The sequence below is a fragment of the Synechococcus sp. OH30 genome (assembly GCF_047462175.1).
Lineage (GTDB): Bacteria > Cyanobacteriota > Cyanobacteriia > Thermostichales > Thermostichaceae > Thermostichus.
Window position 1 is genome coordinate 458,657 of record NZ_JANSIP010000001.1, and the last position, 24,617, is coordinate 483,273.

Below are 24,617 nucleotides of genomic sequence, written 5' to 3' on the forward strand. Positions count from 1 at the left end.
CATGGGCCTAGCGCAGCAGCTTGCTTGCTACGCTCTCTGGCTGGCCTCCGTATTTGCCTTTGCGGAATGGCTGCGCTCCCGACAAGTGGATGGGGAATGGGTGCGCAAAGCTGTCCACATTGGTGTGGGCAATATCATTCTGCTGGCTTGGGCCTTGCAGGTGCCCCGCTGGCTTGGGGTGGGGTTCTCCCTGGTGTTTGCTGGCTTGGCGCTGCTCTCCTACCGGGTGGCTATCTTGCCTAGCTTGAATAGCGTCGGGCGCCGCAGCTTCGGCACTTTTTTCTATGCTGTCAGCATTGGCCTCCTCCTCTTCTTGTTTTGGCGGCCCCAGCAACAAGTTTTCGCTGTCATTGGCATTCTGGTGATGACCTGGGCCGATGCCTTGGCGGGGCTGGTGGGCAAGAGCTGGGGGAAACATCCCTATCAACTGGGATCCCTCCAAAAAAGCTGGGAGGGATCCCTGACCATGTGGGTGGTGAGCAGCCTAGTGATGGCATTGCTACTATTGGGGTACTTTGGCTTCTCTCCCTTGTTGCTTGCCATCAGCGTCGTGGTGGGGGGGATAGCCATGGGTTTGGAGATGTTCTCTTGGTGGGGGCTGGATAACCTGACCGTGCCTTTGGGCAGCGCCAGTCTCTGCTTTGCTTTACTGCAGCTTCTCAACTATCTGTAACGATCCGCAAGGGGGAGAGTGACCCTAGGGCCAGCAGAGCGCCTGGAGTTGCTCCTTCTGCTGCCGCTCCTAGCCAGGGCGGTAGGGGCTAGGGAACTGACTAGAGGCTAGATTCGTCGCCACTCAGCAGCCAAGTAACCGAGACTCCCAGCGCCTTGGCAAAAGCCACCAGTTCTTTGTCGATGACGCGCCGTTTGCCCTTTTCCACCTGGCCCACCTTGACGTAATCCAAATGGACACCGTACTTGGCCAGGCGACCCGCCAGTTGATCCTGAGTGAGCTGCAACCTCTCCCGTACCCAGCGCACTCGCTCTCCAATCAAGTTTGCTGCAGGAGGGTGCTGGTTGGGGTTGGCAAGGGAGGAGGAATGTTCTTTTCCAGGCTGAGGAGGCTGATGGCTTCTCCGGCGCCCCATGGTAGCCTAGGCAAGCACGATTTTCTTAGGGAAACTTGGTTAGAGCAGGCAGCCTGGCTGCCTCCTAAACATCCTACCTCAGGCTCTAGATCGAAAATTGCTTACGGACGCTTGCGCCTAGGATGCCTGCTCGGTCAGGGCTTAGCGGGTAGGATCCGGGGTAATCCCCCCTCTAGGCAGGAAAATTTCTAGGCAAAAAAGGCGGTGATGATCGATTTTCGCTTACAGGGGGGGAAGAAACTTTCCTAGACTAGGGAGGAAAGTTCTCTCCTCAAGGTGGCCGTGGTTCTCTCTCATCCTCACCCTGAAAACCTTCCCTTCTCCCCTCAGGAGTTCGATGAGCCCTGGCCGGAGGCTGTGGATTCCGCTGCAGAGGCTGACCTGGCGGCCAGTGCACGCCTTAACGAAGATGCTGTTGATCACTACTTGAATACCATTGGCCGGGTGCCCCGCATTGATCACGCGGAAGAGATTGAGCTGTCGCGCAAAATTCAGCAGAAGCTGCTCATTGACCAGGCCCGAAAAGAATGGCGGCAGCAGCGGGGGCAGGATCCCAGCGATGAGGAATTGGCGGCAGCCCTGCAGATCCCTGTGGCAACTCTGCGCTCGCGCATCCGCCAGGGAGAGCAGGCCCAACGCAAGCTAATCAACGCCAACCTGCGTCTGGTGGTGAGTGTGGCCAAGAAGTACCTCAACCGAGGGGTACCCTTTTTGGACTTGATCCAAGAGGGCAACATAGGTCTGATTCGAGCCACTGAAAAATTCAATGCCGAGCGAGGTTTCCGCTTCAGTACCTATGCCCACTGGTGGATCCGCCAGGGCATTACCCGCTGCATTGCCAACCAGGGCCGGACTATCCGCCTGCCAGTGCATATGGTAGACAAAGTGCGCTTGCTCAAGCGGACCAACCGCGAGCTCACGAAGGCCCGAGGGCGGCGACCTACAGAAGCTGAGCTGGCCGGGGCAATGGGCATCAAGGTCAAGAAGTTGCGCCTCATCCAGCAGGCTGCCGCTTTGCCCCTGTCGTTAGATGTACCAGTTGGCCAGGAAGGGGAAAGCCGCTTAGGGGACTTGCTGCCGGATGAGCGGCAGGAGCAACCCTTTGAAGAGATCCTGGAGCAGTCTCTGCGGCAAGATGTACGTTCTGCCCTACAGACCCTAAAGCCCATTGAGAGGCAAGTATTGGAGTTGCGCTATGGGCTAGACGGCCAAAGGGCAAGAACCCTGCAAGAAGTGGGGAACCACTTTAACCTGACACGCGAGCGGATTCGCCAGATCGAGCGGGATGCCCTGCGCAAGCTGCGGGTGGGCTCTGCTTCGCGAACGCTGGTGCAGTACATTCGCTAGGCTTGGCTCTAGTAGCTAGGGGGATCCGCTACAAAGACAGCCCCAGCTTTAGGCCCAGGAGGGCATGGGTAAAGAGCAAGCAGAGAATGAGGCTGCCCAGATAGGCATGGGCAGTGCGCAAGGTCTCCCGGTTGCCGCCAAAGCCGCTGAGAGACAAGGTGCCATTCACGGCCAACAACAGCAACACCAGGGATCCCGTCCAGAAGTGGGGGCTGCTCAGCAGGGGCTTGCCCTGCATGACCAAGGAGAGAAGGCCGCCGGTGTAGCCCAGGGCAAGGAAGGTGGCCATCCAGGGGGCCAATTTGCGGTGATCCAAGAGCGGCTTTTGGGCCGATTCCGGCAGGGATCCCTCGGCTGCCAGGCGCAAGGCCCGCCCCCGCCAGCCCGTTAGACCCACAAAGCTGCCCATCACCACCACGACAATCCCCATCATGAGAGGATGCCCCCACTGCACAATTGGCTGGGGCAGGTTGAAGCCGGCAAAGAAGTCAGCCACCGGCTGAAGGGCAGTCGTTAGCCAATCCGAAGCTGCTGCCAAATCCAGCAAAGCCAAGTTCAGCATGGGGATCCCTCCAGGTGTGCCACCCTCGACAATTCCTTTACAAATCTACAACAGACTCCCTTTCCAGGACAGATACTGGCGGGAGGCTTTGGTGGAGCACCCGTAACCAGTAAAATGTCTAGCGGTGAGGCTGTAGTCGAGCGGGGTTTTTGGCAGCTGCCTGCCAAGCAAAACGGAGTTATCGCCATGGCCAAGTTGCTACTAGGGGATCAAGCGTTTGAAGTTGAGCTGCTGACGGATGTGCCCACCAACTGGCCTGGAATTAAAGTGATGTCCAAGGGAGCCAAGCTAGATATCCCAGCAGGAACAGTGGTGAGGGTGGAGTCGGAAGATGACCATGTAACTGGCTCCTACAAGGTGGTTTATCGTCTGGCTCCCGCCTATCCCCGCAGTTGGCGGCTGCTTTTGGAGCGGGAGAGCGCCGCTGTACCGCAAGCGAAAGCGGCTCCAGCGACCAAACCTGCTCAGGTTGCCCCTTCGGCAGCCTCGTCCCTGCCCAACAGCGACAAGATTTTCACCATCAAGGTATCGGGTCTGGTGGGAGGGGGCGTGCGCAAGAGCGTTGTCGAGTACAAAGTGCCCTTCAGCCGGCTCTCCCAAGAAGTGAAGCGCATTACCCAAAGGGGGGGCAAGATTGTCAGCATTACAGAGTCCAATTTGTTGAGCAACCTCGACTGACTTGCCTGGACAGCTTCTGGGCGGTGGCTCTGCTACCCCTCCTATGGACTGGGGTGCAAACCACTGGCAAGGGCTTCCTCATCCCCAACCAGGAGATGGGGGTGGTAGGCTGACGTTGGTTTTGCCGGTGAGGAGGAGGACATGACCTCTCGACAGCCGCCGACGCGCCGGGGCGGTCATCCAGTCCCTGGGGCAAAAAGGGGATCCCCCTTCCCGCGCCGAAGTTTTTCTAACTCTGGGCAGCGACCGCCAACGAAGTTGCGCTTCCGGCTGCTCCGCTTCTTGGCTTTGTTGGTTACGGTGCTGGGGTTTGGGACTGGAGCCCTGGTGGCCTGGGCAACTGCTCATCCCGACTGGGCCAGCCGCCTGCCGGCCCTGGCGTGGACCCTAGCTGAGTTTCCAACCCCTCGGGCCAAGGCCAAGGCCGCCCAACAGCGCCCGCCCCTCCCCCAAGAGCCGCAACTGCAGCGGGATCCTTTTGCGTTGGCTCCCTTGGCCAGCCTCTCCTACGTGCCGGCCATCATGTACCACGACGTGGTGGCTGGCCGCAAACAAGTCTGGTTTGACACCACGGTAGCCGAGCTGCGGCAGCACTTTGAGGCCATTAAGCAGGCGGGGCTGACCCCCATCCACATCGACCAACTCTACAAACACCTACGGGACGGGGATCCCTTGCCGGAAAAGGCCATTTTGCTGACTTTTGACGACGCCTACCTTGGGCTTTACGAAAACGCCTACCCCCTCTTGAAGGAGTACAACTACCCCGCCACCTACTTTGTTCAGACCGGCTTTGTCGGCGTGCCTACGGACAAAGATCACTTCACTTGGGATCAGATGCGGGAGATGGATGCCAGCGGGCTGATTGACTTTGCCGCCCATACCGTCAACCATCCTCCCGACCTGCGGCTGCTGGACGATGCCCGCCTGCGGCGAGAGGTGGTTGACTGCAAGACCAAGCTGGAGCAGGAGCTGGGCCACCCCATCCACTACTTTGCCTATCCGGAAGGCAATCGGGACGAGCGGGTGAAGCAATACCTGGCCGAGGCGGGTTACCGGATGGCCTTTACGATGGATCCCGGCTTTACGGGACAGTCGCCCAACTTGCTGGAGGTGCGCCGCTTTAACCAGTTTCGCCTCACCGAGGCCATTGTTGGCGCCCGCACCTTTACCCTTGGCCGCAGCCCCGACTACTGGCTGGATGGGACACGGCCCCTGGCTCTAACCGATGAGGTCATCGACGGGGTGAGAATCCTCACCATCCGCGGCGGACGGGCGGCTACGGTGCACGCGGAGCGGCGCTACGAGGTAAGAACCCTAGTCCAGCGCTACCAAGCCGATGCCGGCATTAACGGCAGCTTCTTCTCCATTCCTTGGATTAACTCGGCCAGCAACGTCATGGTGGGGCCAGTGATGGCCGCCAACCACAAGACCTTTATTCCCGGTCGCCCCGAAGATGACAGGGTCATCCGGGGCCGGCCTTTGGTACTCCTAGGCAGGGATCGGCTGCGCTTTGTGCCCTTTGATCCCGACACCATGACCCAGCTCGACAACCTTCGCCAGCTCATGCCGGAGGTCACGGACTTGTTTGTGGCGGGTTTGTGGCTGGTCAAGGATGGCCGGGCCCTTTCGCCAGCGGAGATTGACTCGTTTCGCCTCTCCAGCGCCGCCGAGTTCCGCCCCCGCGCCTTTTTTGGCGTAGACAACCAGGATCAGGTGGTAATCGGGGTTACCAAAACCCACGTCAACGCCGCCATCCTGGCTAGCCTATTGCCCAAAACCGGGATCCGTGAGGCGGTGCTGCTGGACTCTGGCTTCAGCACCTCACTGGTCTACCAAGGGGAGATCCTCGCCACCGGCCATGCCGGCCCCAACCAGCTCAGCCGCCCTGTCCCCCACGCCATTTTGCTCTACGACCTAACCCGTCTGTGGAGGGAGGATCCCCAGCAGCAGGCAAGCGCCAACTCCCCCGGCAGCCGGCTGAAGGGACTGGTGCAGTTGCTCCCCAGCGGCGACCAGGAAGTGGCCAAGGCGCAGCTGGAGAGCATCCTGGCCGGCCAGCGCACTCTAAGGCAAGGGGAGCGGGGCCCGGCCGTGGTGGCGGTGCAACTGGGCTTAAGCCGTCTGGCCGCTCAGCAGGGACGGCTGGATCTGCTCCCCTCTGGCCCTGATGGCGTGTACGGCCAAGAACTGGCCCAGGCAGTGGCAGAGTTGCTGCTGGCCGATACTCCCCTGGTGGCGGGAACGGCAACCCCATCCAGGGGGGGGGATGCCATCGATGCTCAACTGCTGCAACGGCTGCTGGAGCGGGTTAATCTCGCCCCAGCCTCTGTGCTGGTGGATACCCGTCTGGAGCGACCCACTTGGCCTCTGGAGCGCAAGCCGACCCGGAAGCTGCTGCCGAGAGCGGCTCTGGAGTAGATTCAGGGGGCTTCGACTCTGGGCACAACTTTTTGGCGATCCAGTCTTCCCTGCCAACCCAGGCCCTCGCGGAGAAAGACGGGCTTGCCGGCAACAAACACGCCCATAACCCGGAAGGGCTTCTCCCGCAAGATCACCAGGTCGGCCCTCAGCCCTGGGCAAAGAGCCCCCCGATCCTGGAGGCCAACGGCCTGGGCGGGGTTGCGGCTGACCAAGGCGATGGCCTGGGGCAACTCCAAAGCCTGCTTCTCCGCCAGGGCAAAGGCAGCTCTTAGCGCGGCAGCCGGCGAGTAGTCGGTGGCCAGAGCGCCCAGGGATCCTGCCTTCAGGGCCTGGAGGGCGGAGAGATTGCCCACATGGGAGGATCCCCTGAGAGCATTGGGGGCCCCCATGACCACCAGTAAGCCCAACTGTTGGGCTTCTAGAGCAGCGGCCAAGGTGACCGGAAACTCGCTGATCTTCACGCCCAGCTTGGCCATCAACTGAACCTTGTCGGGGCAATCGTCGTCATGGGAAGCCAGCGTGACTCCCCGCTCTTTTGCCTGCTGGGCCAGCTCGGCAAGGGCAGGGAGAACTTCTGGCTGGGATGGGTTCCTGAGGCTGGCGGCAACCTCCTCAGGCTGCTGGCCCAGGTGACGGGCCATATAGCGAACGTAGTCTTCTAGGGTCGGGAACTGGCCTTGGCCAGGCGTGTGATCCATAAACGAAAGGAGATCCACCCAACCTTGGCTGAGGGCGTGGCGAACGGCTGCTGCTCCCAAGGGGCGAGAGACTTCGTAGCGGGCATGGATCCGCAAGTCCAGCGACAAATGGGAACGCAGGGCAACCAATTGCTCGGCCAGGGCCAAAGCGGTCTCCGGGCTGCGCCAACCGGGCAGGCCCTCCCAAAAGGACAGGGTGACAAAAGCAGTGGTCATGCCTGCTGCCAGAGCTCGGTTTTCCCAAACCTCCAGGGCCATCTCGGCAGCCAACTGTACCCCTGGCCGCGGCTCCAGCTCCGGCTCTAGGCTGTCGGCGTGGAGATCGATGACGCCAGGGACGAGGGTTAAGCCCTGTAAAGGGATTCCTTCGTCCACCTGCCCTTCTCGAATCTCGGCAATCCACTCCCCCTCCAGCCGCAGGGATCCCAGCGGGAGCACTTGGTCAGGGAGAACCAGCTTAAGTCCGGACAGCCACATCTTGCTTCTCCTCCAGGTGGTAGGTTTTGTCCACCAAGCCCGCCACGTCTTCTGGCGAGTGGAAAACGCCAACAAGCGCAGTTCCCTGCTGCTTCAGATGGCGAAGGCGCTCCCGCAGAGCTTTCCTGGCCCCTGCATCCAAGCTGGCCGTGGGCTCGTCCAGCAGCAGCAAGGGATAGGGATGAATGAGCGAGCGGGCCAGGTTGAGCTTTTGTTTTTCGCCCCCAGAGAAACCCGTGGGGAAAGCCTCCAGTAACTCGGGCTTTAGGCCCAGCTCCAGGAGCAGCTCTGCCGCCCGCTGCCGTGCTCGGCTTTCTTCTACACCTCGCCACAGCAGCGGCTCCGCCACCAGCTCCAGGGCGGTGGTGCGGGGTCGGGGATCCAGAAACTGGCTGACATAGCCGATGTACTCCCGCCGGATCCACAAGATCTCGCGATCCCCCAAACGCGCCAGATCCACCCTTCCGCGAGGAGTCTGCAGAAGGATCTGCCCCCCTGTGGGACAGTAGCTGCGGTAAAGTGTTCGCAACAGGGAAGACTTGCCGGCGCCATTCGGGCCCTCTAGGAGCAGCAACTCCCCTGCTTGTAGGGAGAAGCTCACCTGTTTGAAAGCCAGAACTTCCCGCCCCAGCCGGTGCAGGAAAAACCGCTTTTCCAAATCGATAACTTGCAGCATCTCTCTACAGCCTTGCGGCAACCAAATCCTGAGTAAAGGGGTGGCGGGGATCCTCCAGCACCTGGTCGGCGAGGCCTTCTTCTACCACCTCTCCTTGGTGCAAAACCACAATGCGATCCGCCAATGCCCGTACCACCGAGAGATCGTGGCTAACCAAAATCAGACTCATCCCCAACTGCCGCTTGAGGCGGCGTAGGGTGTCCAAGAAGGTTGCCTGCACCAGCAAATCTAAGCCAGTCGTTGGCTCGTCCAAGAGGATGGCCGTTGGCTCTTGAGCCAAGGCTTTGGCAATCTGCACCCGCTGCCGCTCCCCTCCCGAAAGGAAAGTAGGCGGATCCCCAGCCCGCTCCAGGGGGAAGTCTGCCCTCTCCAAAGCTGCCTGCGCTTCCTTTTGCAAAACTTCAAATCGCCGTTCCCCCTTGAGCACAAGGGGCTCAGCAACATTGGTTAGGGCGGCAAAGCCCATGCGCAGGGCCTGGGCAGCTTCTTGATAAACCATGGCCAAGTGACGCCGCGCCGCAGGTCGCTCATAGGGAGAAAGCGACAGCAGATTACACCCCTCCCAGCCGGGGAGGTTGAGCCAGTATTCCCCTTGCGCCGTCTCCTGGAGATAGAGAATTCTCAAAAGGGTGCTCTTGCCGCTGCCAGAAGCCCCTACCACCCCCAGCACCTCCTGGGGATAGAGCTTGAGGCTGACGTTCTTGAGGGCCCAGCGATCCCCGTAGGCTTTCCAAACCTTGACCAGTTCCAGCAAAGGCCTTTCTTCAACCATGCTGCTTCTCCCCAACAAATAAAGGCCCACTTTCTTTGCCAGCTAGGAGTTTTTCCATATAGCCCTGGTCGGAGATCTCGTAGGCCAAGCTGCCATCCTCCTGGGGAATGGCGTTGAGAAAGACGTGGCGGCAACCGGTGCGGCGGCAGGATCCCACAATGGGTTCCGGCTGGAAGGGTCGATCCACAAAGGCCAGAGGTTCTACCTGCGTGTAAGGGGGGACAGCATAGATCCGCTTCTCCCGACCGGCGCCAAAGAGCGTGATGTGGGCTGCCTGGTGCAGCTTGGGCAGATCCCAGCGCGGCAGGGGACTGGGATCCATCACATAGCGGCCATGCACCAGAACGGGATAGGCTGCTCCCTTGCGGCTGCGGCCGTGACGCAAGTGTTCTTCAAATAGATCCACCCAAAGCAGGCTGTAGTCCCCCAGAGCATGCAGCTCCCGCGCCTTGGCATCGGAAGGCTCCACGTAGCGCAGGGGCTCAGGGATCGGGACTTGCAAGATCAAGATTTGTCCTTCTTGCAGCCGCTCCTCCGGGATGCGGTGACGGCTTTGGATGAGGGTTGCTTCCAAAGCATCAGTGGTGGTTCGAGCTCCGCTGACGTGGGCAATGAAGCGGCGCAAGTTGGCAGCATTAACCGAGTCATCCGCTCCTTGGTCGATGACCTTCACCACATCTTCCGGCCCCACGAGGCTGAGGGTAAGCTGCAGGCCGCCCGTGCCCCAGCCGCGGGCTAGGGGCATCTCTCGGCTGGCAAAGGGAACTTGATATGCCGGTATGGCCAAAGCCTTGAGAACCTTGCGCCGAATTTCTCGCTTGGCTTCAGGATCCAAGTAGGCGTAGCTATGCTTAGGGTTCAAGAGCAGCCTCCTGATGGCTCATCCAATTGCTGAAGAACGTTACATAGTGAGGCAGTTTGTAGTGCAGGGCAAAGCCCGAGGCCTCCACGGGATCCGTGTGTACCAGAACAAACTCCTCGCTGCGGGCCGGATGGGTGGGGCGATCCATCTCCAAATCCAACATTGCGCCCGCAATAACCCGCCCCTCGTTCCAGCCCAAGCTGGCAGCAAAGCCTAAGCGGTATCCCTTCTCCCCATGCCCGACGACTTCTGCAAAGGCCAAGCGGATCCGCCCCAGGCGAAAGCTACCTCCCCGCACCGGGTGGATAGCCCGCACCTCGAGATAGCCCACCCCCAACTCCGCCACTGTTGGGTGGGTGTGGACGTTGTAGGCCCGCATGGCGCTGTAGGCGAGGGCCAGGAGTCCCCCGGTGTCCCCTCGCGCCAAAGCTTGCAGGCGATGGGCTCTTGGCGCCGGAAACAGCAGCGGCTGCCGCGTTAGATCCGGGATCTCTTCCTCTAAGTCTTTCTCTGCCACTGGATCTTCTTCCAGCAGGCCTTGCTCTTTTAGCCAGGTTCGCACCGAAGGGTAGCGCTGGGGAGCAGCCGTGGTCTCTGGCTCCACCCCTTGGGTTCCGGAAAAACCCAGCAGACGCAGGCTGTAGTCGAGGGTGGGGCCGAGGACTTGGCCGCCGGGAATGCTCTTGAAGGCTGAAGAAAGCCGTCGCACCAGGAGCAAATCTTCTTTTTTCTGAAGCTGCGCTTTGCCCAGGCGAGGAAGGGTAGTTCGATGAGCTCGCAAAAGCAGCAGCGCTTCGTAGAGATCGCCCCCTGTCTGGGCCAAGGCCTCAGCAGCCAGCTCTGGAGCCCAGAGGCCAGCTTCCGCCATCACCTGATCCAAAAGATAGGGCAAGTAGCTGGCCAGGCCCTTACTCCACTGACCTGCCCCCCTCGGCAACAATTCCCGAAAAAGGGCTTCGGCATTGAGAATGGCCTCCTGACTGCCCCGCGCCACCACGTAGCCCATCAACCCACCTCCACACTTCGCGGTATGCCTACTACATGCTGCCCGTCGGTAAGCAAGATGTCCACTCCCAACGGGTAGGCCGAGATCTGGGAGCGCAGCCGCCAAAAAGCAGGGGGCAAATCCACAGCCAAGCGCACCTCCCCAGCAATGCCGGGGCCCTTGAAGACAAGAGGGGATCCCTGGCCCCAGCCAGTTCCCAGGATGAGAGTTGCCCCGCTCTCCGGCTCCAGGTAGGTGCCCCTCTTAAGAACCGAGAGGGTTTCCCAGCCGGCAGGCAAATCCGCCAGCCGCTCGGCAAAGACAAAGTCCGCCGCCTCCAAGGCCACGGGCCGAGGAGCCTGACCGCGCAGATCTAAGAGCAGCCAGTCTGGCGCCCAAACCCCCACATTTCCATCCACCAGGGTAGTTCCAATGAGGCGGAAGGCTTGGCGCAGCGAGCGAGCTGGCAAGCGCCAAAGCCGGCCAGGGTAGCTCAGCGCCATCACCAAGGTTCGGAAGACCTGTTGGCTTTGCCGTTCGGCTGCAGGTATGGGCACGCTCATAGCGTCTCCACCTCCAAGCGCGTGGCGGCCACCTTGCGCCAGAGGCGCTCATCCTTCTCCTGGAGATGTTCCTGAGCTTCCAGGGCCAAGGCCTGGATCCGATCTTCAGCAATCCCCGCCTGCAACGCGGCATCCAGGTAAGCCAGGGAGCGGGCCAGGCGCGGCCGTTCCCCCAGCACCATTCCATAGCCTTCCACTCCCTTTCGGGGGAAGCGCAGCCAAACCTCGTAAACCAAGACTTCTCCCAGATAAAACGGCGTACCGCTGCGCGAGTCCTGGAAGGGGAGCAACAGCAGGCCTGCCCCTTCCTTCAGCTTCTGGCTAGCTCCCAGAGCGGGCCGTACCTCCCGCGCCAGAGCCACAACTGTCTTTTCAGGAGCCTCCTGCAGCAGCTCCAGGATTTCAAGAGCCTGCACCCTCACCTCCTATACCAGGGATTGGCGAATTCGCGCCGAGACCTTGTCGATTGTAAACACGGTTAGTAGGATGAGCAAAATGATGGTGGCGGCGTCCTGAAAGCGGAAGGCCCGCACCGTCTGCATCAAATCGAAGCCGATACCACCAGCTCCCACCAAGCCCAAGACTGTTGCCGAGCGCACATTGACCTCAAACAGGTAGAGCGTCACCGAGTAGAACGCTGGGGCCACCTGCGGCCAAAAGCCATAGACAAGAACCAACAGAGGATGGGAGCCCGTAGCCCTCACGGCCTCCACCTGCCCCATATCCACTGTCTCAATGGCCTCGGAGAGCAACTTGCCTGCCACTCCAGCTGTGTGCAGCGTCAACGCCAGGATCCCTGGGAGAGGTCCCAAGCCAATGGCAGCCACAAAAACCAGGGCTAGAACCAGCTCGTTAAGCCCCCTGAGGATGTCCATTAACCCGCGAACAGCCAGATAGACCACGGGAGAGCGGACGACGTTCTTGGATCCCAGGAAGGCCAAGGGAAGCACAAGAAAGGTGGCCAGAAAAGTGCCCCAGAAAGCCATGATCAGGGTCTGGAGCAAAGAGTAAAGAAAAGCTGGCAGAAATTGCAGGCTGGGCGGAAAGAAGCGAGCGACAAAGACAGCACTCCTCCCCAACCCAGCCAGCAACCTGACTGGTGAGATCTCAGCCGGCCCCGCCGTCAGCAGGAGAGTCAAAAAGACCATCCCGCCGAGGAGAACACTGAGGCGATCTCTCCATTTGAGCTCCGCTGGTAAGGGGGGCAGTTTCTTAGAGTTGGCACTCAGGTTGCTTAAGAGCATTGTTAACCCTGCGGAAGGGATCGTAATCCTTGTCGCTGGCCGGCTCAAAACCCTTGAGACCGCGAGCTTCTAGCCATTGCTTGCCTTCCGGTGTGTTCTCGTACTCTAGGTAGGCCGTGCGGATGGCTTCTTTGAGGTCTTCCGGCAGGTCTTTGCGGTAGGCCCAGGGAGAGGAAGGGATCGGATCGGACTTCCAGATCACCTCAAAATCTTCCAAACCCTTAATTTGGCCCTTCTTGGTGGCAATACTGATCCCGGTATCCCAGGTCACCCCCACGGGAATGGTTCCCTGAGCAACCCCCAGGATAACCGACTCATGGTTGCCGGCAAAGGTAACTTGTTTAAAGTACTCCTTGGGCTTGATCTTGGCCTCTAGACAGAAGTAAGCCATGGGCACCTTGAAACCAGAAGTGCTCTCCGGGTCAACGAAAGCAAAATCTTTGCCCTTGGCAGCTTCTAGAGTTGTAATGCCACTGCCCTTCTTGGAAATCATCAGAGAGTGGTAAACAGTGCCCGAGCGAACAGAATCTTCCTTCACAAAGGCTTCGATGGGGGCGTTGGCTTTTTCAATCGCATCGACGTAAGAGGCGGGCCCATAAAAAGCAACGTGGGTTTTCCCTTCCGCCTGGGAGAGCATCACGGCTGTGTAGTCGCCAGCCACAAACAAACGCACCGGGATCCCCAATCTCTGCTTGAGGTATTCCAGGAAAGGCGCATAGCGAGCTTCGTAATCAGCAGCACTCTCCACCGGCACTTCAGCGATCACTAGCTCCTTGGGCCAGTTCTGCTTCTGCGCCAGCACCGGCACCCAACTGGCAAAGCCCAGAAGGAAAGCCGCTAGAGCCAAAACCTTTCTTCTGCGCATGAGTATTCTCCTCTGCAGTTGTGAAGTTGAGTTTGAGCTTGCCTGTCCTCAAGCCCTTAAGGCTGAGGGCAACCCTCCGAGGGTTTGAGAGGCTTCCCCCTCCCCGAAGTAGAGATCCTTCTCTTTTTCAGGGGTGAGAGCAGAGACCGGCCCATCAAAGAAAACCTGCCCCTCCTTGAAGGCAACAACTCGGTTGGCGTAATGGCGCACCATCTCCAGGTGATGCAGGGTCACTAGGAGCGGGATGCCCTGTCGACGAACCATTCCCAGCAGTAAATCCATGATCACCTGCGCATTTTTGGGATCCAAAGCCGAGATGGGTTCATCTGCCAGGATCAGCGCCGGCTCTTGGATCAAGGCGCGAGCAATGCCCACCCGCTGCTGCTGTCCCCCCGAAAGAGCATCGGCCCTCTGCCAGGCGTGCTCGAGAAGCCCCACCTCCTCCAGTAGCTTTTCTGCTTGGGCCAGATCTTGCTTCGAGAACTGCCGCAGCAAGCCCTGGGTAAGATTCAGGTGGGGCAGGCGCCCAATCAGGACGTTCTCCAAGACAGTCAGGCGGCCAATGAGCTGAAAAGTCTGGTAGATCATGCCCGTGCGCTTGCGCACCTGCTGCAGCCCCTCCCCTCCGCCTTCATGGAGGGGGAAAGAGCCAACCCAGACTTTTCCAAAACTGGGCCTGACCATTCCCTTCAGGAGCTTAAGGAGGGTGGACTTCCCAGCGCCAGAGGGGCCAATCAGAGCCACCACCTGGGCTCCATCGCCAAACAGGTCGAGGCAAACCCCTCTTAGGGCAACCTTGTTTTTAAAGGTGACCCAGAGGTTTTCTACCCGGATGCGCATTGCTCTCCCTCGGCGCGTGAAAGCTCGGTATCAAACTTAGCAGCTTGACTTTAAGTCACGACTAAAACGGGGTTAAGCCCAGATTAAGATCCCCCTAGCGGCAACAAAAACCGGGCTGGGCAGGAGGAGGTACCCTGGGGAGAGCTGGCTTTGCTATCTTGCTTTTTATGTTCTCTTTGGATTCCTACCCTCTATGATTGCTGCCTCGGACTCCATTCCTTCAGCGGATCCGCCCCGCGCTCTTCTGCCGGAGGGGATCGCTCATCTGGACAGCCTCCGCTACAACGAACAGGGTTTGATCCCGGCCATTGTGCAGGACTACCTGGACGGGACGGTGCTGATGATGGCCTGGATGAACCGGGAATCGCTGCAAAAAACGCTGGAGACAGGCCGCACCTGGTTCTGGAGCCGCTCCCGCCAGGCGTTCTGGCCCAAGGGGGAAACTTCTGGCCACGTGCAGTGGGTCAAACAAATCCGCTACGACTGCGACAGCGACGCACTGGTCATTTTGGTGGAGCAGGTGGGAGATGCGGCCTGCCACACAGGAGCGCGGAGCTGCTTCTTCCGCACCCTCCCAGAGAAGGAAGGGGATCCCATCCCGGCCGCCGATACCCTGTCGCAGGTGTTTGCCGTGATCAAGGCCCGCCAGGCGGATCCCCGTCCCGATTCCTACACCAGCAGCCTGCTGGCCAAGGGAGACAACGCCATCCTGAAAAAACTCGGCGAGGAGACGGCTGAAGTGGTGATGGCGGCAAAGGAGGGGGACAAGACCGCCCTGGCCCGCGAGGTGGCGGATCTCTGGTACCACTGCCTCGTGGCTCTTGCTCACTATCAGGTGGATATTCGGGATGTCTATCGCCAACTCCAAGCCCGTCGTTCCCCTCAGTGAAGGGGCTTTGTCCGAAGAGGGGGAGCCGCTTTTGGAGGAGATGGATCACCCCCCACCGTTAGATCAACCAACAGCTAAGGTCCACTTGGATTTGCAGGCTGGGCGACGGGGCCAAGTGGATCTGGAGACCGATCGGGAGACTTTGGCCCGTTACCTGCGCGGCCACGGCCAGTGGATCCAGCGCTGCTTCCGGCCACTCCAGGTGGAGCCCCTCTCTGCCGACACCTACAAGCTGCAGTTTTTCCGCATGGGCGGGCTGGGGTTTGAGCTGGAGCCCTGCTTTGGGGTGAAGATCTGGCCGGAGGAAGATTACCTGTTTCGGCTGACTTCGACTGAGCTGCCGGGGGAGGCTGCTCTGCCCTATCGGGTAGATTGCCAGGCCAGTTTCCGGCTGGAGGAGCTACCGGGATCCCCTGCCACTACCCGTGTCCACTGGGATCTTCATCTCGATATCCGGCTGCATTTGCCCAAGTTTTTGCAAGTTCTGCCGCGCAAGTTGGTTCAGAGGGTGGGCAGCCAGGTGGTGCAGCAGGTTACCCGCAGCCTTAGCGATCGCTTTACCCACAATGTCTGCAGCGATTTCTATTGCTCCATTGGCCGTCCCCATCACTCCTATCGCTTGGTTGCGGTGGAAGATGGGGCGTGATACGGTAAGGGGCAAATGCGTTGCGGGTGGGCTGCTCGGCCTTTCCCGGCAACCGGTGATGGGGTTCGCCGCAACCGCCTCAGGCAGGTTCTAAGAATTCTCTAAATCCAAGGCTGAGGCTGATGACTCCTACTCTTCTGGGCAGCTCCAGGGGGTGGGAGTCTTTGATGTTGGCTTGCCACTCCGCGGCTCTACTTTCCCCTGGGCTGCCCTTCGACACCCGGACGGCAAAGAGAGAGGTTCTGTTGATGCTGGGCAGTTGGCTGTGGATCTTAGGGATGGGCTTTTTTGTCGGCCAGATCGTGGGCCGGTTGGGGATGCCGCCACTAGTGGGGATGATTCTGGCCGGGATCCTGTTGCAAGAGGTCTTGTCCCCAGAGCTGTTGGCGGCAGCCGGGGATCTGCGCCTAGTGGCCGTCACGATCATCCTCATGAGGGCGGGCCTGGGGCTGGATTGGGAAAAGCTGGCCCAGCAGGGATCCGTGGCCCTGCGCCTGGGGTTTTTGCCGGCAGCCTGTGAGGCGGTGGCAGTGGCGCTCTTGAGCCGCTGGATCCTGGGGCTGGACTGGGGGACGGGGCTGCTTTTGGGCTGCGTGCTCGGGGCGGAGTCGCCGGCGGTGATTGTGCCAGGGATGCTGCGCCTCAAGAGCCTGGGCTGGGGGGTAGCCAAAGGGATCCCGGACGCCATTTTGACCGGCAGCGCCCTTTCCGATGTGCTGCTGTTGCTGGGCTTTAGCCTGTTGCTGAGCTTTTTGGGGCAGGGATCTGCCCAGAGCCTTCGCCTGCAGTGGCTGCCGTTCCAGGTGGGGATGGAGATCCTGCTGGGGGTGGCGGTGGGCTACCTGGGGGCGCGGGTTTTGGTGGCCCTCTTGGTACAGCAGAACTGGACCCGCAACAGCACGCAGGAGGTGCTGCTGGCGGCCTGCCTGGCGCTGGGCTTGGTGCTGGCGTCGCAGGTGTGGCCCTATTTTTCCGGCTACCTGGCGGTGATGGCCCTGGGGTTTTTTCTCGTCCAACTGGATGGGCCGCTGGCGCGGCGGCTGCGGCTTGGGTTCGACGCCCTCTGGACGGTGGCGGAGATCGTGCTGTTTGTCCTGCTGGGAGCCTCTTTGGATCTGCAGGTACTGGGATCCCTGCTCTTGCCCGGTTTGCTGCTTTTGACCCTGAGCCTGCTGTTGGGCCGGGGCCTGGGCTGGTGGCTTTCCACCCTGGGGAGCAACTGGAACTGGCGGGAGCGGCTCTTTTTGCTGCCGGGCAACATGGCCAAAGCCACGGTGCAGGCGGCCATCGGCGGCATCCCCTTAGCCCAGGGGATCCCTGGCGGGGACACGATCCTCGCCCTAGCGGCCCTGTCGATTTTGACCACAGCACCCCTAGGGGCCTGGCTAACCCAAGTTTTTGCCCCTCGCCTATTGGAAAAGGGAGAGGTGGATCCCACCAAGGTGGGCAGCCAGGGCAAGGTGAGCTTCTTGGCCGCCGTGGATACCTCTCCCTTGGCGGAGGCGGTGCTGCGCAAGGCAGCGGATCTGGCGCGGCGGGTGGATGGGGAAGTGATTGTGCTCCATGTTACCGATGAGCCTCAGGGGAAGGGGGTGGAAGCGTTGCGGCAGCTTGCCCAGCGTCTTTTGGCGGATATTCGCCACGAATTTTGCCTGGCTTCCGGCCCCCTGGCGGAGACCATCGTGGACATAGCCCAGGAGCGGCAGGTTACCGACATAGTCCTAGGCAAGCGGGGCCACCGCCCCTGGGAGCAGGTGCTAGTGGGATCCACTTCCCAAGCGGTGTTGGAGACCAGCTCTATTCCTGTAATCCTCGTAGAGTCTCCTAGAGAAACCCCTGGGCAGGCAGCGGAGGCTTAAAGATCAATGCTGGGCCCTAGAGCTGTTGCTAGGCTAGGCCTCCAAACCGGCCTCAGCAAAGATTATTTGGCTCTACGGGGTATCCATCGGTTTTCGGCGACAGTGAAGCACCTTTTTTCTTTCTTAGTAGGGCAGCACTGGGCGTCTTTGGGACCATGAACAAGCATATCTAAGCAGACCTCAGCACTTCCTCTAGAGCTACGAGCGATGGAAATGTTGTTAACGACAACTCTATCGCCAAGAAATACAGGCTCTAGGAGTGTGGGGTTTTTGCTGCCACCTAACAGGCCGGATAGGCTTATCCAGGCAGCACTGCCTCCTGTACTGCTTGCTACAACCGCCACCACATCCTGAAGCCCATCGTTGTTAAGATCGGTAGGTTCCAGCCTTTCAAGGCTTGCTGTTAGAAACCCTTCTTCAAAAATGCTAGAGCCTCTTTGATACTTGCCATCTTGAAAACGAACCCGCTCAATATCTGGAAGGGGCGAGGTAGCTATGAGATACTCAGCGTTTAAGAACGCCTGCTCGGCACTTGTTTTAACCGTCGATGCTATCGAAACTAAACAGGCACTTAACAAAAAGCAAGCCAGCTTAAAAAGAATTCTTTTAGCGGCCATTGCTTTGCTCCCTTAGCCAAAAGGACGGAGGGTGTCTAATTCTATTCGATGCAAAGGAAGGAGAACAAGATTGGCTTAGCCTTAGATTGGCCGCAGTTGCTCCTGGTTAGATAAGACCCTCCTGAAGCCTTCTTTGCTCTCACCTCTTGTCTCCGCTAGGCATGGACGCCGGCCATGACTCTTTTCTCTCGTGCTTGGCGCTTCATCGTTTTGCTGGGGATCGTCAGCCTCTGCGCCGACGCCACCTACGAGGGGGCCCGCAGCATCTCCGGAGCTTTTTTGGGATCCCTGGGGGCCAGCGGCACGGTGGTGGGCCTGGTGGCCGGCGGGGGGGAGCTGCTGGCCTATGGGCTGCGCCTGGGCGTGGGCTACTGGAGCGACCGTCTCAGTAGGGATCCCGTGCACCGCAGTCGAGGGCAGTGGCAGCTCACCACCCTGGGCTATGTTCTCAACACGGCGGTGATCCCCGCTCTGGCCTGGGTGAGCAGTTGGCCTGGGGCTGCTTTGCTTTTGCTGGTCGAGCGCCTGGGCAAAGGGATCCGCACCCCGCCGCGGGATGTGTTGCTCTCCCATGCAGCGTTGCAGGTGGGCCAGGGCATTGGGTTTGGCCTGCACGAGACCTTGGATCAAGTTGGGGCGGTGGGAGGGCCGCTGCTGGTGGCAGGAATGGTTGCCGCTGGCTACGGTTTCCGGGGCGCATTCTTGGCCTTGGGGATCCCGGCGGCCCTGGGGCTAGGGGTGCTGGGGCTGGCCCAATGGCTGTATCCCACCCCGCGCGACTTTGAGCCGGAGCCGGAAACCACTCCAGCAAAAGGCTTTTCCAGGGTCTTTTGGCTGTATCTCACAGCAGCGGCCTGTGTGGCCATGGGGTTTGCCGACTTTTCCCTCATTGCCCTGCACCTGCAGCAGCAGCACGGAAGCGAAGGAGCTATTGGGATCCCTTTGCTCTACGCCCTGGCCATGGGGGTGGATGCCCTGGCCGCCCTGGGCTGGGGCTGGCTATTTGACCGCCTGGGGCTGGGGAGCCTGTTGGGGGCGGTGATCCTGTCTGCCGGTTTTGCGCCGCTGGCCTTTTCCGGCAGCTACGGGCTGACGGTGGTGGGCATGCTGCTCTGGGGGATTGGCCTGGGCGCCCAGGAATCGGTCATGAAGGCAGCAGTAGCCGGCATGGTGGCCGCCCAGGCGAGGGGCTTTGCCTTTGGGCTGTTTACCAGCATCTACGGCCTGGCCTGGTTTTTGGGCAGCGCCCTGATGGGGGTGCTCTACGATCTCTCCCTCACGGCCTTGGTCATCTTCTCAGTAGCCGCTCAAGCCGTGGGGGCAGCTATCCTCTGGGTCTTAATCCTAAGGGGACAGGCTGGGGCCGGGCGATGAAAAAGCCCTGCACCAGATCTACGCCGCGGTCGCGCACCCACTGCAGCTCTCCTGCCGTTTCGATCCCTTCCGCCAGGGTAGTGATCCCCAGCTTTTGAGCTAGCTCCAGCAGCTTCTCGGCAATCACCGCCTTATAGGGATCCCGATCGACGCCGCGAATGAGCTCCCTATCCAGCTTGATGAGATCCAGCTGCAACTGGTGCAACAGGTTCAGGGAGCCGTAGCCGGCGCCCAGGTCATCCAGCGCCACCCGAAAGCCCGCCTGCCGATAGAAGCGCAAAATCCGCTGCAAGTGGTCCAAATCGGGGCTGCGGTCGGATTCGTTGACCTCAAACACCACCCGCTGGGGCGGGATCCCGGCGCGACTGATGGCCCAGACGGTGGAGCGCAGGCAAAAGGCCGGGTCGTAGATAGCCGTAGGGCTGAAGTTGATGAAGAGATCCCCTTGTAAGCGGTGCTGGGTGGCCGCGGCAATGGCCGTGCGGCGGGCGGCCAAGTCCAAGTGGTAGAGCAGCCCGGCCTCGCGGGCCATGGCAAAGAGCAAGCCTGGCTCAATCACTTTGCCCTCTTTGTCCAATCCCCGCACCAGCGCCTCGTGGCCCACTACACAAGTGGGATCCTGCGCCCGGACAATGGGCTGAAAGTAGGTAGTGAGACGGTCTTCCTTCAACACTTCCAACAAAAGCCCAGCTTGGGTGCGGTGGAACAACTGCAGCAGCGACTCCACCCGGGCGCAATCTTGCCAGCAGGGATCCCTATCTCCGGCCAAAAACAGGGCGCGGCTGGCCCGCATCTCTTCTTGCGAGAGAATCTCAGCCATTGTCTCCAGGGTCTTCTTAAGGGCTCCCTGGGCAATGGCAACAACTAGGCCAAGGTCTTGCAAAAGTTGAACGGGAACCTCTGTCTTGGCCTCCAGGGCCCGCCAGAGCTTCTGGTGGGTATGAGGAGTGGGCAACCAGAGAAATAAGCGCCCTGGCTCTTGCAGAAAGGCGGGCAGAGCTGGGCAGTCGGGGCAAGACATAGATCTGCAGGGAGTAGCTAGAGGCAGTCCCCCCGACAGTATGCCTTAGCTCTCTTAGAAATTGCCAAAAGAAAGAAAAGTGTCAAAACTGATCCTTCATACCCCGCAGCCGGGCAAAGACCCGCACCGGCTCTTGAACGCCGGTGGCCGCCTGCAGAGCCGGCTGATCCCAGCGCAAAAAAGGATTGGTGCGGCGCTCTTCGCCGATGGTGCTGGGCACCGTTGGGGATCCCGCCTGGCGCAGGGCCACCACCTGCTGATAGCGCGCCTGCAGATCCGGGTTGTCCCCATCCACCGTCAAGGCAAACTTGAGATTGTTCAAGGTGTACTCGTGGGCACACCACACCCGCGTCGGTTCAGGTAACTGCCGCAGTTGATCCAGGGATCCCAGCATCTGCTCTGGGGTGCCCTCAAAGAGCCGCCCGCATCCCCCGGCAAACAGGGTATCGCCGCAGAAGAGATCCCCGCTTTCGGGGAAGTAGTAGGCAACATGTCCCCGCGTATGGCCGGGCACAAACAGCACCTTCGCCTGCCGGCCCGCAAATTCCACCGTCTCCCCTGCCTGCAGCTCCACCCTCTGGCCAGGGATCCGCCCTCGATCCACCTGGCTGCCGTAGACGACGGCGCGGGGGTAGCGGGCCAAAAGTTGCAGGTTGCCCCCCACATGGTCGTGGTGGTGGTGGGTGTTGAAGATAGCCACCAGCTCCGCCCCCAGCTCGGCCAATTTGTCCAGCACCGGCTCGGCCACTGCCGGATCCACCACCGCCGCCGTTGCCGTCTCGGGATCGTAGAGCAGATAGATGTAGTTGTCGCGCAGGGCAGGCAATTGCAGAATGCGCATGGCCACTTAATCCTCGAAAATGGCCTGTTCTACATCCTTGCGGCTGAGGGAGTAGGGAAAAGACAAAGTCTTGGTGTTGCCGTTAGGGTAGGTGTAGCGCACCCAAATGCTAGTTTCTTCCAAGCGCAGGCAAGCTTTCCAGCCCGGCCGCTCGCAAAACCACTGCTCTACATCTTCTGGGTCGCGGGTACAACCCTGTTCCTCCAGCCACTGCTCGAGAGAGAAAAGCGAGTGATTATATAGAGGTGTAGTTTCAGGCGGCAAAGGCATGGCGAGATAAAAACTACCCAGCTACCTATTCAACCACCTTCTAGGCCAGATGCCGAGCATTTCCTAGTCTGCCTGCCCGCAGCTGGAGCAGCCCAGTTAGCCCACCCCGCCCTCCCGCAGCCACGCCAAAACGCCTGCCAGCACTAGGCAGATCACAAAAGTAGCACCCATCAGCAGCAGAGCACAGAGCTCACCTGCAGAAAGCGGTCGGGTTTCCATGGGTAGCTCAAGAGACTCTGCCCCCGGCGAGCCTATGCGCTCGAGTGATCCCGCTTTGGCCATCATTACCTGGAGGCTGGCATCGTAGATAGCCCGCTTGGTCGGGTTGCTGAGAACAAGGTAGGCTTCGTGCAACTCTTGGAAGCAGCGAATGGCCACCTCTGGGGCCAGGGGAGAGGTGTCGGGATGGTAGCGTTTGCTCAACTGCCGGTAGGCCCGCCGAATCTCCTCAGGGGAAGCCCCTGGAGACAGGCCCAGCCGCTGGTAGTAGGTAAGAGAGGTCAACGAGCGCATGCCAGTCGCTAAACAACCAAGACCGGGAGGCAGCAGAACAGCTCTCAAGGGAGCCTGACCCCAATGTAAACCAGGATCCCTGCTGCCAGGCTTTATTCTTCTCCCTCCTCTTCTTCAGATTTGGCTTTGGGGTAGTAGAAGCCAGTGTTGCGACCGCTGAGAATAGCGCGCCCAATGGTCATTGCCCGCTGCGCCTGTAGCTTGGCTTTGCCCAGCCAGACAGCATACCGCCTGCGACTGCGGGCTTTGGAGGTTTTCTTCTTAGGAACAGGCATAGCTTGCACAAAAACACAGCTTTACTAGGCTAGCACTGGGCTTGCACGCTCGATCCCGTTCTGAACCTGGCCCAATTGGGTCAAGCTTTTCCGGCAACTTACAAAGGGCGAGCCTCTCTGCCCAGCCTTAACTGTTGAGATCTGTCAACTCCTCTGTGCAAACCCTCTTCATCCCTTTTCCCAAAGGCCTCGAAGTCGGTAGAGTATAGGACATCTTCTGGAACAGGCGGCCAGGTGAGATTGGTCATCCTCCCCCGGAAGCTCTTTTGGGTGCAAGCTAAGAATGGACTGTGGCCACCTCCTCGATCCAGGAGATCGCTCAATCATGCGCAACCTCTCTTCTTGTTGTTCGGGATCCCGCTGCTGAGCTTGGGTTGGACGGGGATCCCAGTGGCTGCCCAATCCACCAATCCGGAGCTGTGCCAGAAGTTTCCCCAAGACCTTCGCTGCAATCTCTCTGCCCCCAGCCAGGTAGGACAAGCGCCTCAACCCAGCACTCGCCCGCGCGTTGCGGTTTTGGATTTTGATTTCAGCAGCCTCAGCAATTCCTACAGCCTGCGCGAGGCTTCCCGGGGGGTGAGCGATCTGCTGGTGGATCGGCTGGTGAGAGATGGCACTTTTTCTGTTATCGAGCGCTCGCGGCTGGACGCGATCTTGGCCGAGCAGAACTTGGGGCTATCAGGGCGGTTGGATGCCAACACCGCCGCTCAGGTGGGCCGGATCCTCGGGGTCGATGCGGTGATCCTCGGCAGTGTTACCCAGTTCGATGTGTCGGTGCGCCGTTCCGGCGGTGGGGTGCCGGTCTTAACCCCCTTCGGCAGCTTTCCGCTGGCGGTGGGGGCCGAGTCGGTGGATGCCGATGCCAACGTGCAGCTCAATGCCCGCCTGGTGAGCACCAGCACGGCCGAGATCTTGGCCGTGGTCGAGGGCCGGGGCAACGCCAGCCAGTCGGATACTACGGTCACGGTTGCCGGCTTTGGCGGGGGATCCGCCACCAGCAACGAAGAAAAGCTGCTGGTTTTGGCCAGCCAGCAGGCGGTGGAGCAAATTGCCCAGCAGTTGGCCGGTTTTGCCAGTCGCTTGGCAGCCCAGCCCCGCTCTTTGCCGACGGTGGATGCCTTGGTGGCCGATGTCTACGGCAATCAGGTGATCTTGAACAAGGGCAGCCGCGACGGCTATCGCGTGGGATTGATCCTTTCTGTGGAGCGCGTCGTTCGCGAGGTTAAGGATCCGGCCACAGGAGCAGTCCTGCGCAAATTGACCGAGCCAGCTGGCCAAATTCAACTGACAGAGGTGGATCAGGGATCCAGTGTGGGCCGCATTCTCAGCGGCTCTGGCTTTAAGGTGGGAGATGTAGCCAAGCCACTTCAATAGAAGTCCACCGGCTACTCCCCCGTAACTTGCTTCACCAGCAGGTTGGGGCTATTCGTTGCGCTTTGGGATCCCTACCATTCCGCTCTGGGCGGATTGGATAATGGTTCTAGCAGGGCCAACCCAAGAGCTGGTACAACTACAGCCAACCTAGGCAAAGGGAGAAGATGAAGGCTTTTGTTGCAGGGGCTACGGGAGAAACGGGGCGGCGCATCGTCAAAGAGTTGGTGGGCCGCGGCATCCCGGTACGGGCGCTGGTGCGCAGCCGCGAGCTGGCCGCACAGGTTTTGCCCCCCGAAGCAGAAGTGGTGGTGGGAGATGTGCTGGACCTGGCCACGCTAAGGGCCGGCATGGAGGGATGCACGGTGGTACTCTGTGCTACAGGAGCTAGGCCTAGTTGGGATCCCTTTCTGCCTTACCGAGTGGATTATGAAGGCACCAAGAACTTAGTGGATGTGGCCAAAGCCCAAGGGATCCAACACTTTGTTTTGATTTCTTCTCTATGCGTGTCCCAGTTGTTCCATCCCCTCAACCTGTTTTGGCTGATCTTGGTGTGGAAAAAACGAGCCGAAGAATACTTGCAAAACAGCGGCCTCACCTACACCATCATTCGGCCAGGGGGCCTGAAAAACCAGGACAACGAGGATGGCATTGTCCTCTCTCAGGCTGACACTCTCTTTGAGGGCAGCATCCCTCGCCTCAAAGTAGCTCAAGTGGCTGTTGAAAGCCTATTTCAACCGGCAGCAAAAAACCGCATCTTCGAGATCATCGCTAAGCCCGGCGTTCCCAGGCGGGAGTGGAGTGACCTCTTTGCCCTAGCAAGCTAGGGCCCCGTCGGAAGAAAAGTAGTATAGGGATCTCAC

At 60.0% G+C, this 24,617-nt stretch carries 28 protein-coding genes and 1 riboswitch; of the genes, 10 read left to right on the plus strand and 18 right to left on the minus strand.

Going from position 1 to position 24,617, the window contains the following annotated elements; genetic code table 11:
- Window position 1: 1 nt before the first annotated feature.
- A complete protein-coding gene (locus NW830_RS02270; protein WP_414359340.1) occupies window positions 2-673 on the plus strand; it encodes a diacylglycerol/polyprenol kinase family protein in 672 nt (223 codons plus the stop codon).
- Window positions 674-773: 100 nt separating this feature from the next.
- On the opposite strand, the gene NW830_RS02275 is transcribed toward NW830_RS02270, so the two are convergent.
- Complete coding sequence (locus tag NW830_RS02275) at window positions 774-995, minus strand: helix-turn-helix domain-containing protein (protein WP_414359339.1); 222 nt, start codon at window positions 993-995, stop codon at window positions 774-776.
- A gap of 369 nt (window positions 996-1,364) precedes the next feature.
- Between NW830_RS02275 and NW830_RS02280 the strand changes: the two genes are divergently transcribed.
- Complete coding sequence (locus NW830_RS02280) at window positions 1,365-2,435, plus strand: RpoD/SigA family RNA polymerase sigma factor (protein ID WP_414359338.1); 1,071 nt, start codon at window positions 1,365-1,367, stop codon at window positions 2,433-2,435.
- Window positions 2,436-2,463: 28 nt separating this feature from the next.
- On the opposite strand, the gene NW830_RS02285 is transcribed toward NW830_RS02280, so the two are convergent.
- The gene (locus NW830_RS02285; RefSeq protein ID WP_414359336.1) at window positions 2,464-2,997 is read right to left on the minus strand and encodes a DUF4079 domain-containing protein; all 534 of its coding nucleotides are present in this window, start codon (window positions 2,995-2,997) and stop codon (window positions 2,464-2,466) included.
- Window positions 2,998-3,183: 186 nt separating this feature from the next.
- On the opposite strand from NW830_RS02285, the gene NW830_RS02290 reads away from it, so the two are divergent.
- Both NW830_RS02290 and NW830_RS02295 read left to right on the plus strand, forming a co-directional pair.
- Window positions 3,184-3,675, plus strand: a complete 492-nt coding sequence (locus tag NW830_RS02290) for a phycobilisome linker polypeptide (RefSeq protein ID WP_414359335.1) — start codon at window positions 3,184-3,186, stop codon at window positions 3,673-3,675.
- A 141-nt stretch (window positions 3,676-3,816) separates the two neighbouring features.
- Entirely contained in the window at window positions 3,817-6,093 is a 2,277-nt protein-coding gene (locus tag NW830_RS02295; RefSeq protein ID WP_414359334.1) for a polysaccharide deacetylase family protein, read from the plus strand.
- A 2-nt stretch (window positions 6,094-6,095) separates the two neighbouring features.
- Here NW830_RS02295 and NW830_RS02300 read toward each other — a convergent pair whose 3' ends face one another.
- From NW830_RS02300 to NW830_RS02345, 10 genes are read right to left on the minus strand one after another with little or no spacing between them, the layout of a single operon-like run.
- Window positions 6,096-7,271 (minus strand): alpha-D-ribose 1-methylphosphonate 5-triphosphate diphosphatase, encoded by a 1,176-nt coding sequence (locus NW830_RS02300; RefSeq protein ID WP_414359332.1) that lies wholly within the window; start codon window positions 7,269-7,271, stop codon window positions 6,096-6,098.
- Window positions 7,252-7,947, minus strand: coding sequence for an ATP-binding cassette domain-containing protein (locus tag NW830_RS02305; protein WP_414359330.1), 696 nt, complete (start codon window positions 7,945-7,947; stop codon window positions 7,252-7,254). Before NW830_RS02305 ends, NW830_RS02300 begins: the two co-directional genes overlap by 20 nt.
- A 4-nt stretch (window positions 7,948-7,951) precedes the next feature.
- Window positions 7,952-8,719, minus strand: coding sequence for an ATP-binding cassette domain-containing protein (locus NW830_RS02310; protein ID WP_414359329.1), 768 nt, complete (start codon window positions 8,717-8,719; stop codon window positions 7,952-7,954).
- Window positions 8,712-9,581: an alpha-D-ribose 1-methylphosphonate 5-phosphate C-P-lyase PhnJ gene (locus tag NW830_RS02315; protein ID WP_414359328.1), complete on the minus strand. Its 870-nt coding sequence runs from the start codon at window positions 9,579-9,581 to the stop codon at window positions 8,712-8,714. Before NW830_RS02315 ends, NW830_RS02310 begins: the two co-directional genes overlap by 8 nt.
- Complete coding sequence (locus NW830_RS02320; protein WP_414359326.1) at window positions 9,571-10,587, minus strand: carbon-phosphorus lyase complex subunit PhnI; 1,017 nt, start codon at window positions 10,585-10,587, stop codon at window positions 9,571-9,573. The genes NW830_RS02315 and NW830_RS02320 overlap by 11 nt, the downstream gene beginning before the upstream one ends.
- Window positions 10,587-11,129, minus strand: coding sequence for a phosphonate C-P lyase system protein PhnH (phnH, locus tag NW830_RS02325; RefSeq protein ID WP_414359324.1), 543 nt, complete (start codon window positions 11,127-11,129; stop codon window positions 10,587-10,589). Before phnH ends, NW830_RS02320 begins: the two co-directional genes overlap by 1 nt.
- Window positions 11,126-11,545, minus strand: coding sequence for a phosphonate C-P lyase system protein PhnG (gene phnG, locus NW830_RS02330; protein WP_414359323.1), 420 nt, complete (start codon window positions 11,543-11,545; stop codon window positions 11,126-11,128). Before phnG ends, phnH begins: the two co-directional genes overlap by 4 nt.
- 9 nt (window positions 11,546-11,554) lie before the next feature.
- Window positions 11,555-12,373 (minus strand): phosphonate ABC transporter, permease protein PhnE, encoded by an 819-nt coding sequence (phnE, locus tag NW830_RS02335; RefSeq protein ID WP_414404544.1) that lies wholly within the window; start codon window positions 12,371-12,373, stop codon window positions 11,555-11,557.
- Window positions 12,342-13,238, minus strand: coding sequence for a phosphonate ABC transporter substrate-binding protein (gene phnD / locus NW830_RS02340; protein WP_414359319.1), 897 nt, complete (start codon window positions 13,236-13,238; stop codon window positions 12,342-12,344). Before phnD ends, phnE begins: the two co-directional genes overlap by 32 nt.
- A gap of 48 nt (window positions 13,239-13,286) precedes the next feature.
- Window positions 13,287-14,078, minus strand: a complete 792-nt coding sequence (locus NW830_RS02345; RefSeq protein WP_414359317.1) for a phosphonate ABC transporter ATP-binding protein — start codon at window positions 14,076-14,078, stop codon at window positions 13,287-13,289.
- 193 nt (window positions 14,079-14,271) lie between these two features.
- Between NW830_RS02345 and hisIE the strand changes: the two genes are divergently transcribed.
- From hisIE to NW830_RS02360, 3 genes are all read left to right on the plus strand, one after another.
- Window positions 14,272-14,967 (plus strand): bifunctional phosphoribosyl-AMP cyclohydrolase/phosphoribosyl-ATP diphosphatase HisIE, encoded by a 696-nt coding sequence (gene hisIE, locus NW830_RS02350; protein ID WP_414359316.1) that lies wholly within the window; start codon window positions 14,272-14,274, stop codon window positions 14,965-14,967.
- The gene (locus tag NW830_RS02355) at window positions 14,927-15,613 is read left to right on the plus strand and encodes a DUF1997 domain-containing protein (protein WP_414359314.1); all 687 of its coding nucleotides are present in this window, start codon (window positions 14,927-14,929) and stop codon (window positions 15,611-15,613) included. Before hisIE ends, NW830_RS02355 begins: the two co-directional genes overlap by 41 nt.
- 45 nt (window positions 15,614-15,658) lie before the next feature.
- A riboswitch (Fluoride riboswitch) is annotated at window positions 15,659-15,752 on the plus strand.
- Window positions 15,736-17,472 carry a cation:proton antiporter gene (locus NW830_RS02360; protein ID WP_414359312.1) on the plus strand — a complete coding sequence of 579 codons (1,737 nt, stop codon included), beginning with the start codon at window positions 15,736-15,738 and terminating at the stop codon, window positions 17,470-17,472. It overlaps the preceding riboswitch by 17 nt.
- 62 nt (window positions 17,473-17,534) lie before the next feature.
- Here NW830_RS02360 and NW830_RS02365 read toward each other — a convergent pair whose 3' ends face one another.
- A complete protein-coding gene (locus tag NW830_RS02365) occupies window positions 17,535-18,089 on the minus strand; it encodes a hypothetical protein (RefSeq protein WP_414359310.1) in 555 nt (184 codons plus the stop codon).
- A 174-nt stretch (window positions 18,090-18,263) separates the two neighbouring features.
- Between NW830_RS02365 and NW830_RS02370 the strand changes: the two genes are divergently transcribed.
- On the plus strand, window positions 18,264-19,463 hold the full coding sequence (locus NW830_RS02370; protein WP_414359309.1) for an MFS transporter: 1,200 nt from the start codon (window positions 18,264-18,266) through the stop codon (window positions 19,461-19,463).
- Here the strand turns inward: NW830_RS02370 and NW830_RS02375 are convergent.
- From NW830_RS02375 to NW830_RS02395, 5 genes are all read right to left on the minus strand, one after another.
- On the minus strand, window positions 19,414-20,484 hold the full coding sequence (locus NW830_RS02375) for an EAL domain-containing protein (RefSeq protein WP_414359307.1): 1,071 nt from the start codon (window positions 20,482-20,484) through the stop codon (window positions 19,414-19,416). The two genes, NW830_RS02370 and NW830_RS02375, sit on opposite strands and share 50 nt — an antisense overlap.
- A gap of 82 nt (window positions 20,485-20,566) precedes the next feature.
- On the minus strand, window positions 20,567-21,325 hold the full coding sequence (gene gloB / locus NW830_RS02380) for a hydroxyacylglutathione hydrolase (protein WP_414359306.1): 759 nt from the start codon (window positions 21,323-21,325) through the stop codon (window positions 20,567-20,569).
- A gap of 6 nt (window positions 21,326-21,331) precedes the next feature.
- Window positions 21,332-21,595 carry a DUF3143 domain-containing protein gene (locus NW830_RS02385; protein ID WP_414359305.1) on the minus strand — a complete coding sequence of 88 codons (264 nt, stop codon included), beginning with the start codon at window positions 21,593-21,595 and terminating at the stop codon, window positions 21,332-21,334.
- 96 nt (window positions 21,596-21,691) lie between these two features.
- Window positions 21,692-22,108, minus strand: coding sequence for a J domain-containing protein (locus NW830_RS02390; protein ID WP_414359304.1), 417 nt, complete (start codon window positions 22,106-22,108; stop codon window positions 21,692-21,694).
- Window positions 22,109-22,200: 92 nt separating this feature from the next.
- Window positions 22,201-22,383 (minus strand): 50S ribosomal protein L32, encoded by a 183-nt coding sequence (locus NW830_RS02395; protein ID WP_011430004.1) that lies wholly within the window; start codon window positions 22,381-22,383, stop codon window positions 22,201-22,203.
- A gap of 342 nt (window positions 22,384-22,725) precedes the next feature.
- Here NW830_RS02395 and NW830_RS02400 point away from each other — a divergent pair, with 342 nt between their 5' ends.
- Complete coding sequence (locus NW830_RS02400; protein ID WP_414359302.1) at window positions 22,726-23,757, plus strand: CsgG/HfaB family protein; 1,032 nt, start codon at window positions 22,726-22,728, stop codon at window positions 23,755-23,757.
- 164 nt (window positions 23,758-23,921) lie between these two features.
- Window positions 23,922-24,581, plus strand: coding sequence for an SDR family oxidoreductase (locus NW830_RS02405; RefSeq protein WP_414359300.1), 660 nt, complete (start codon window positions 23,922-23,924; stop codon window positions 24,579-24,581).
- Window positions 24,582-24,617: the final 36 nt, after the last annotated feature.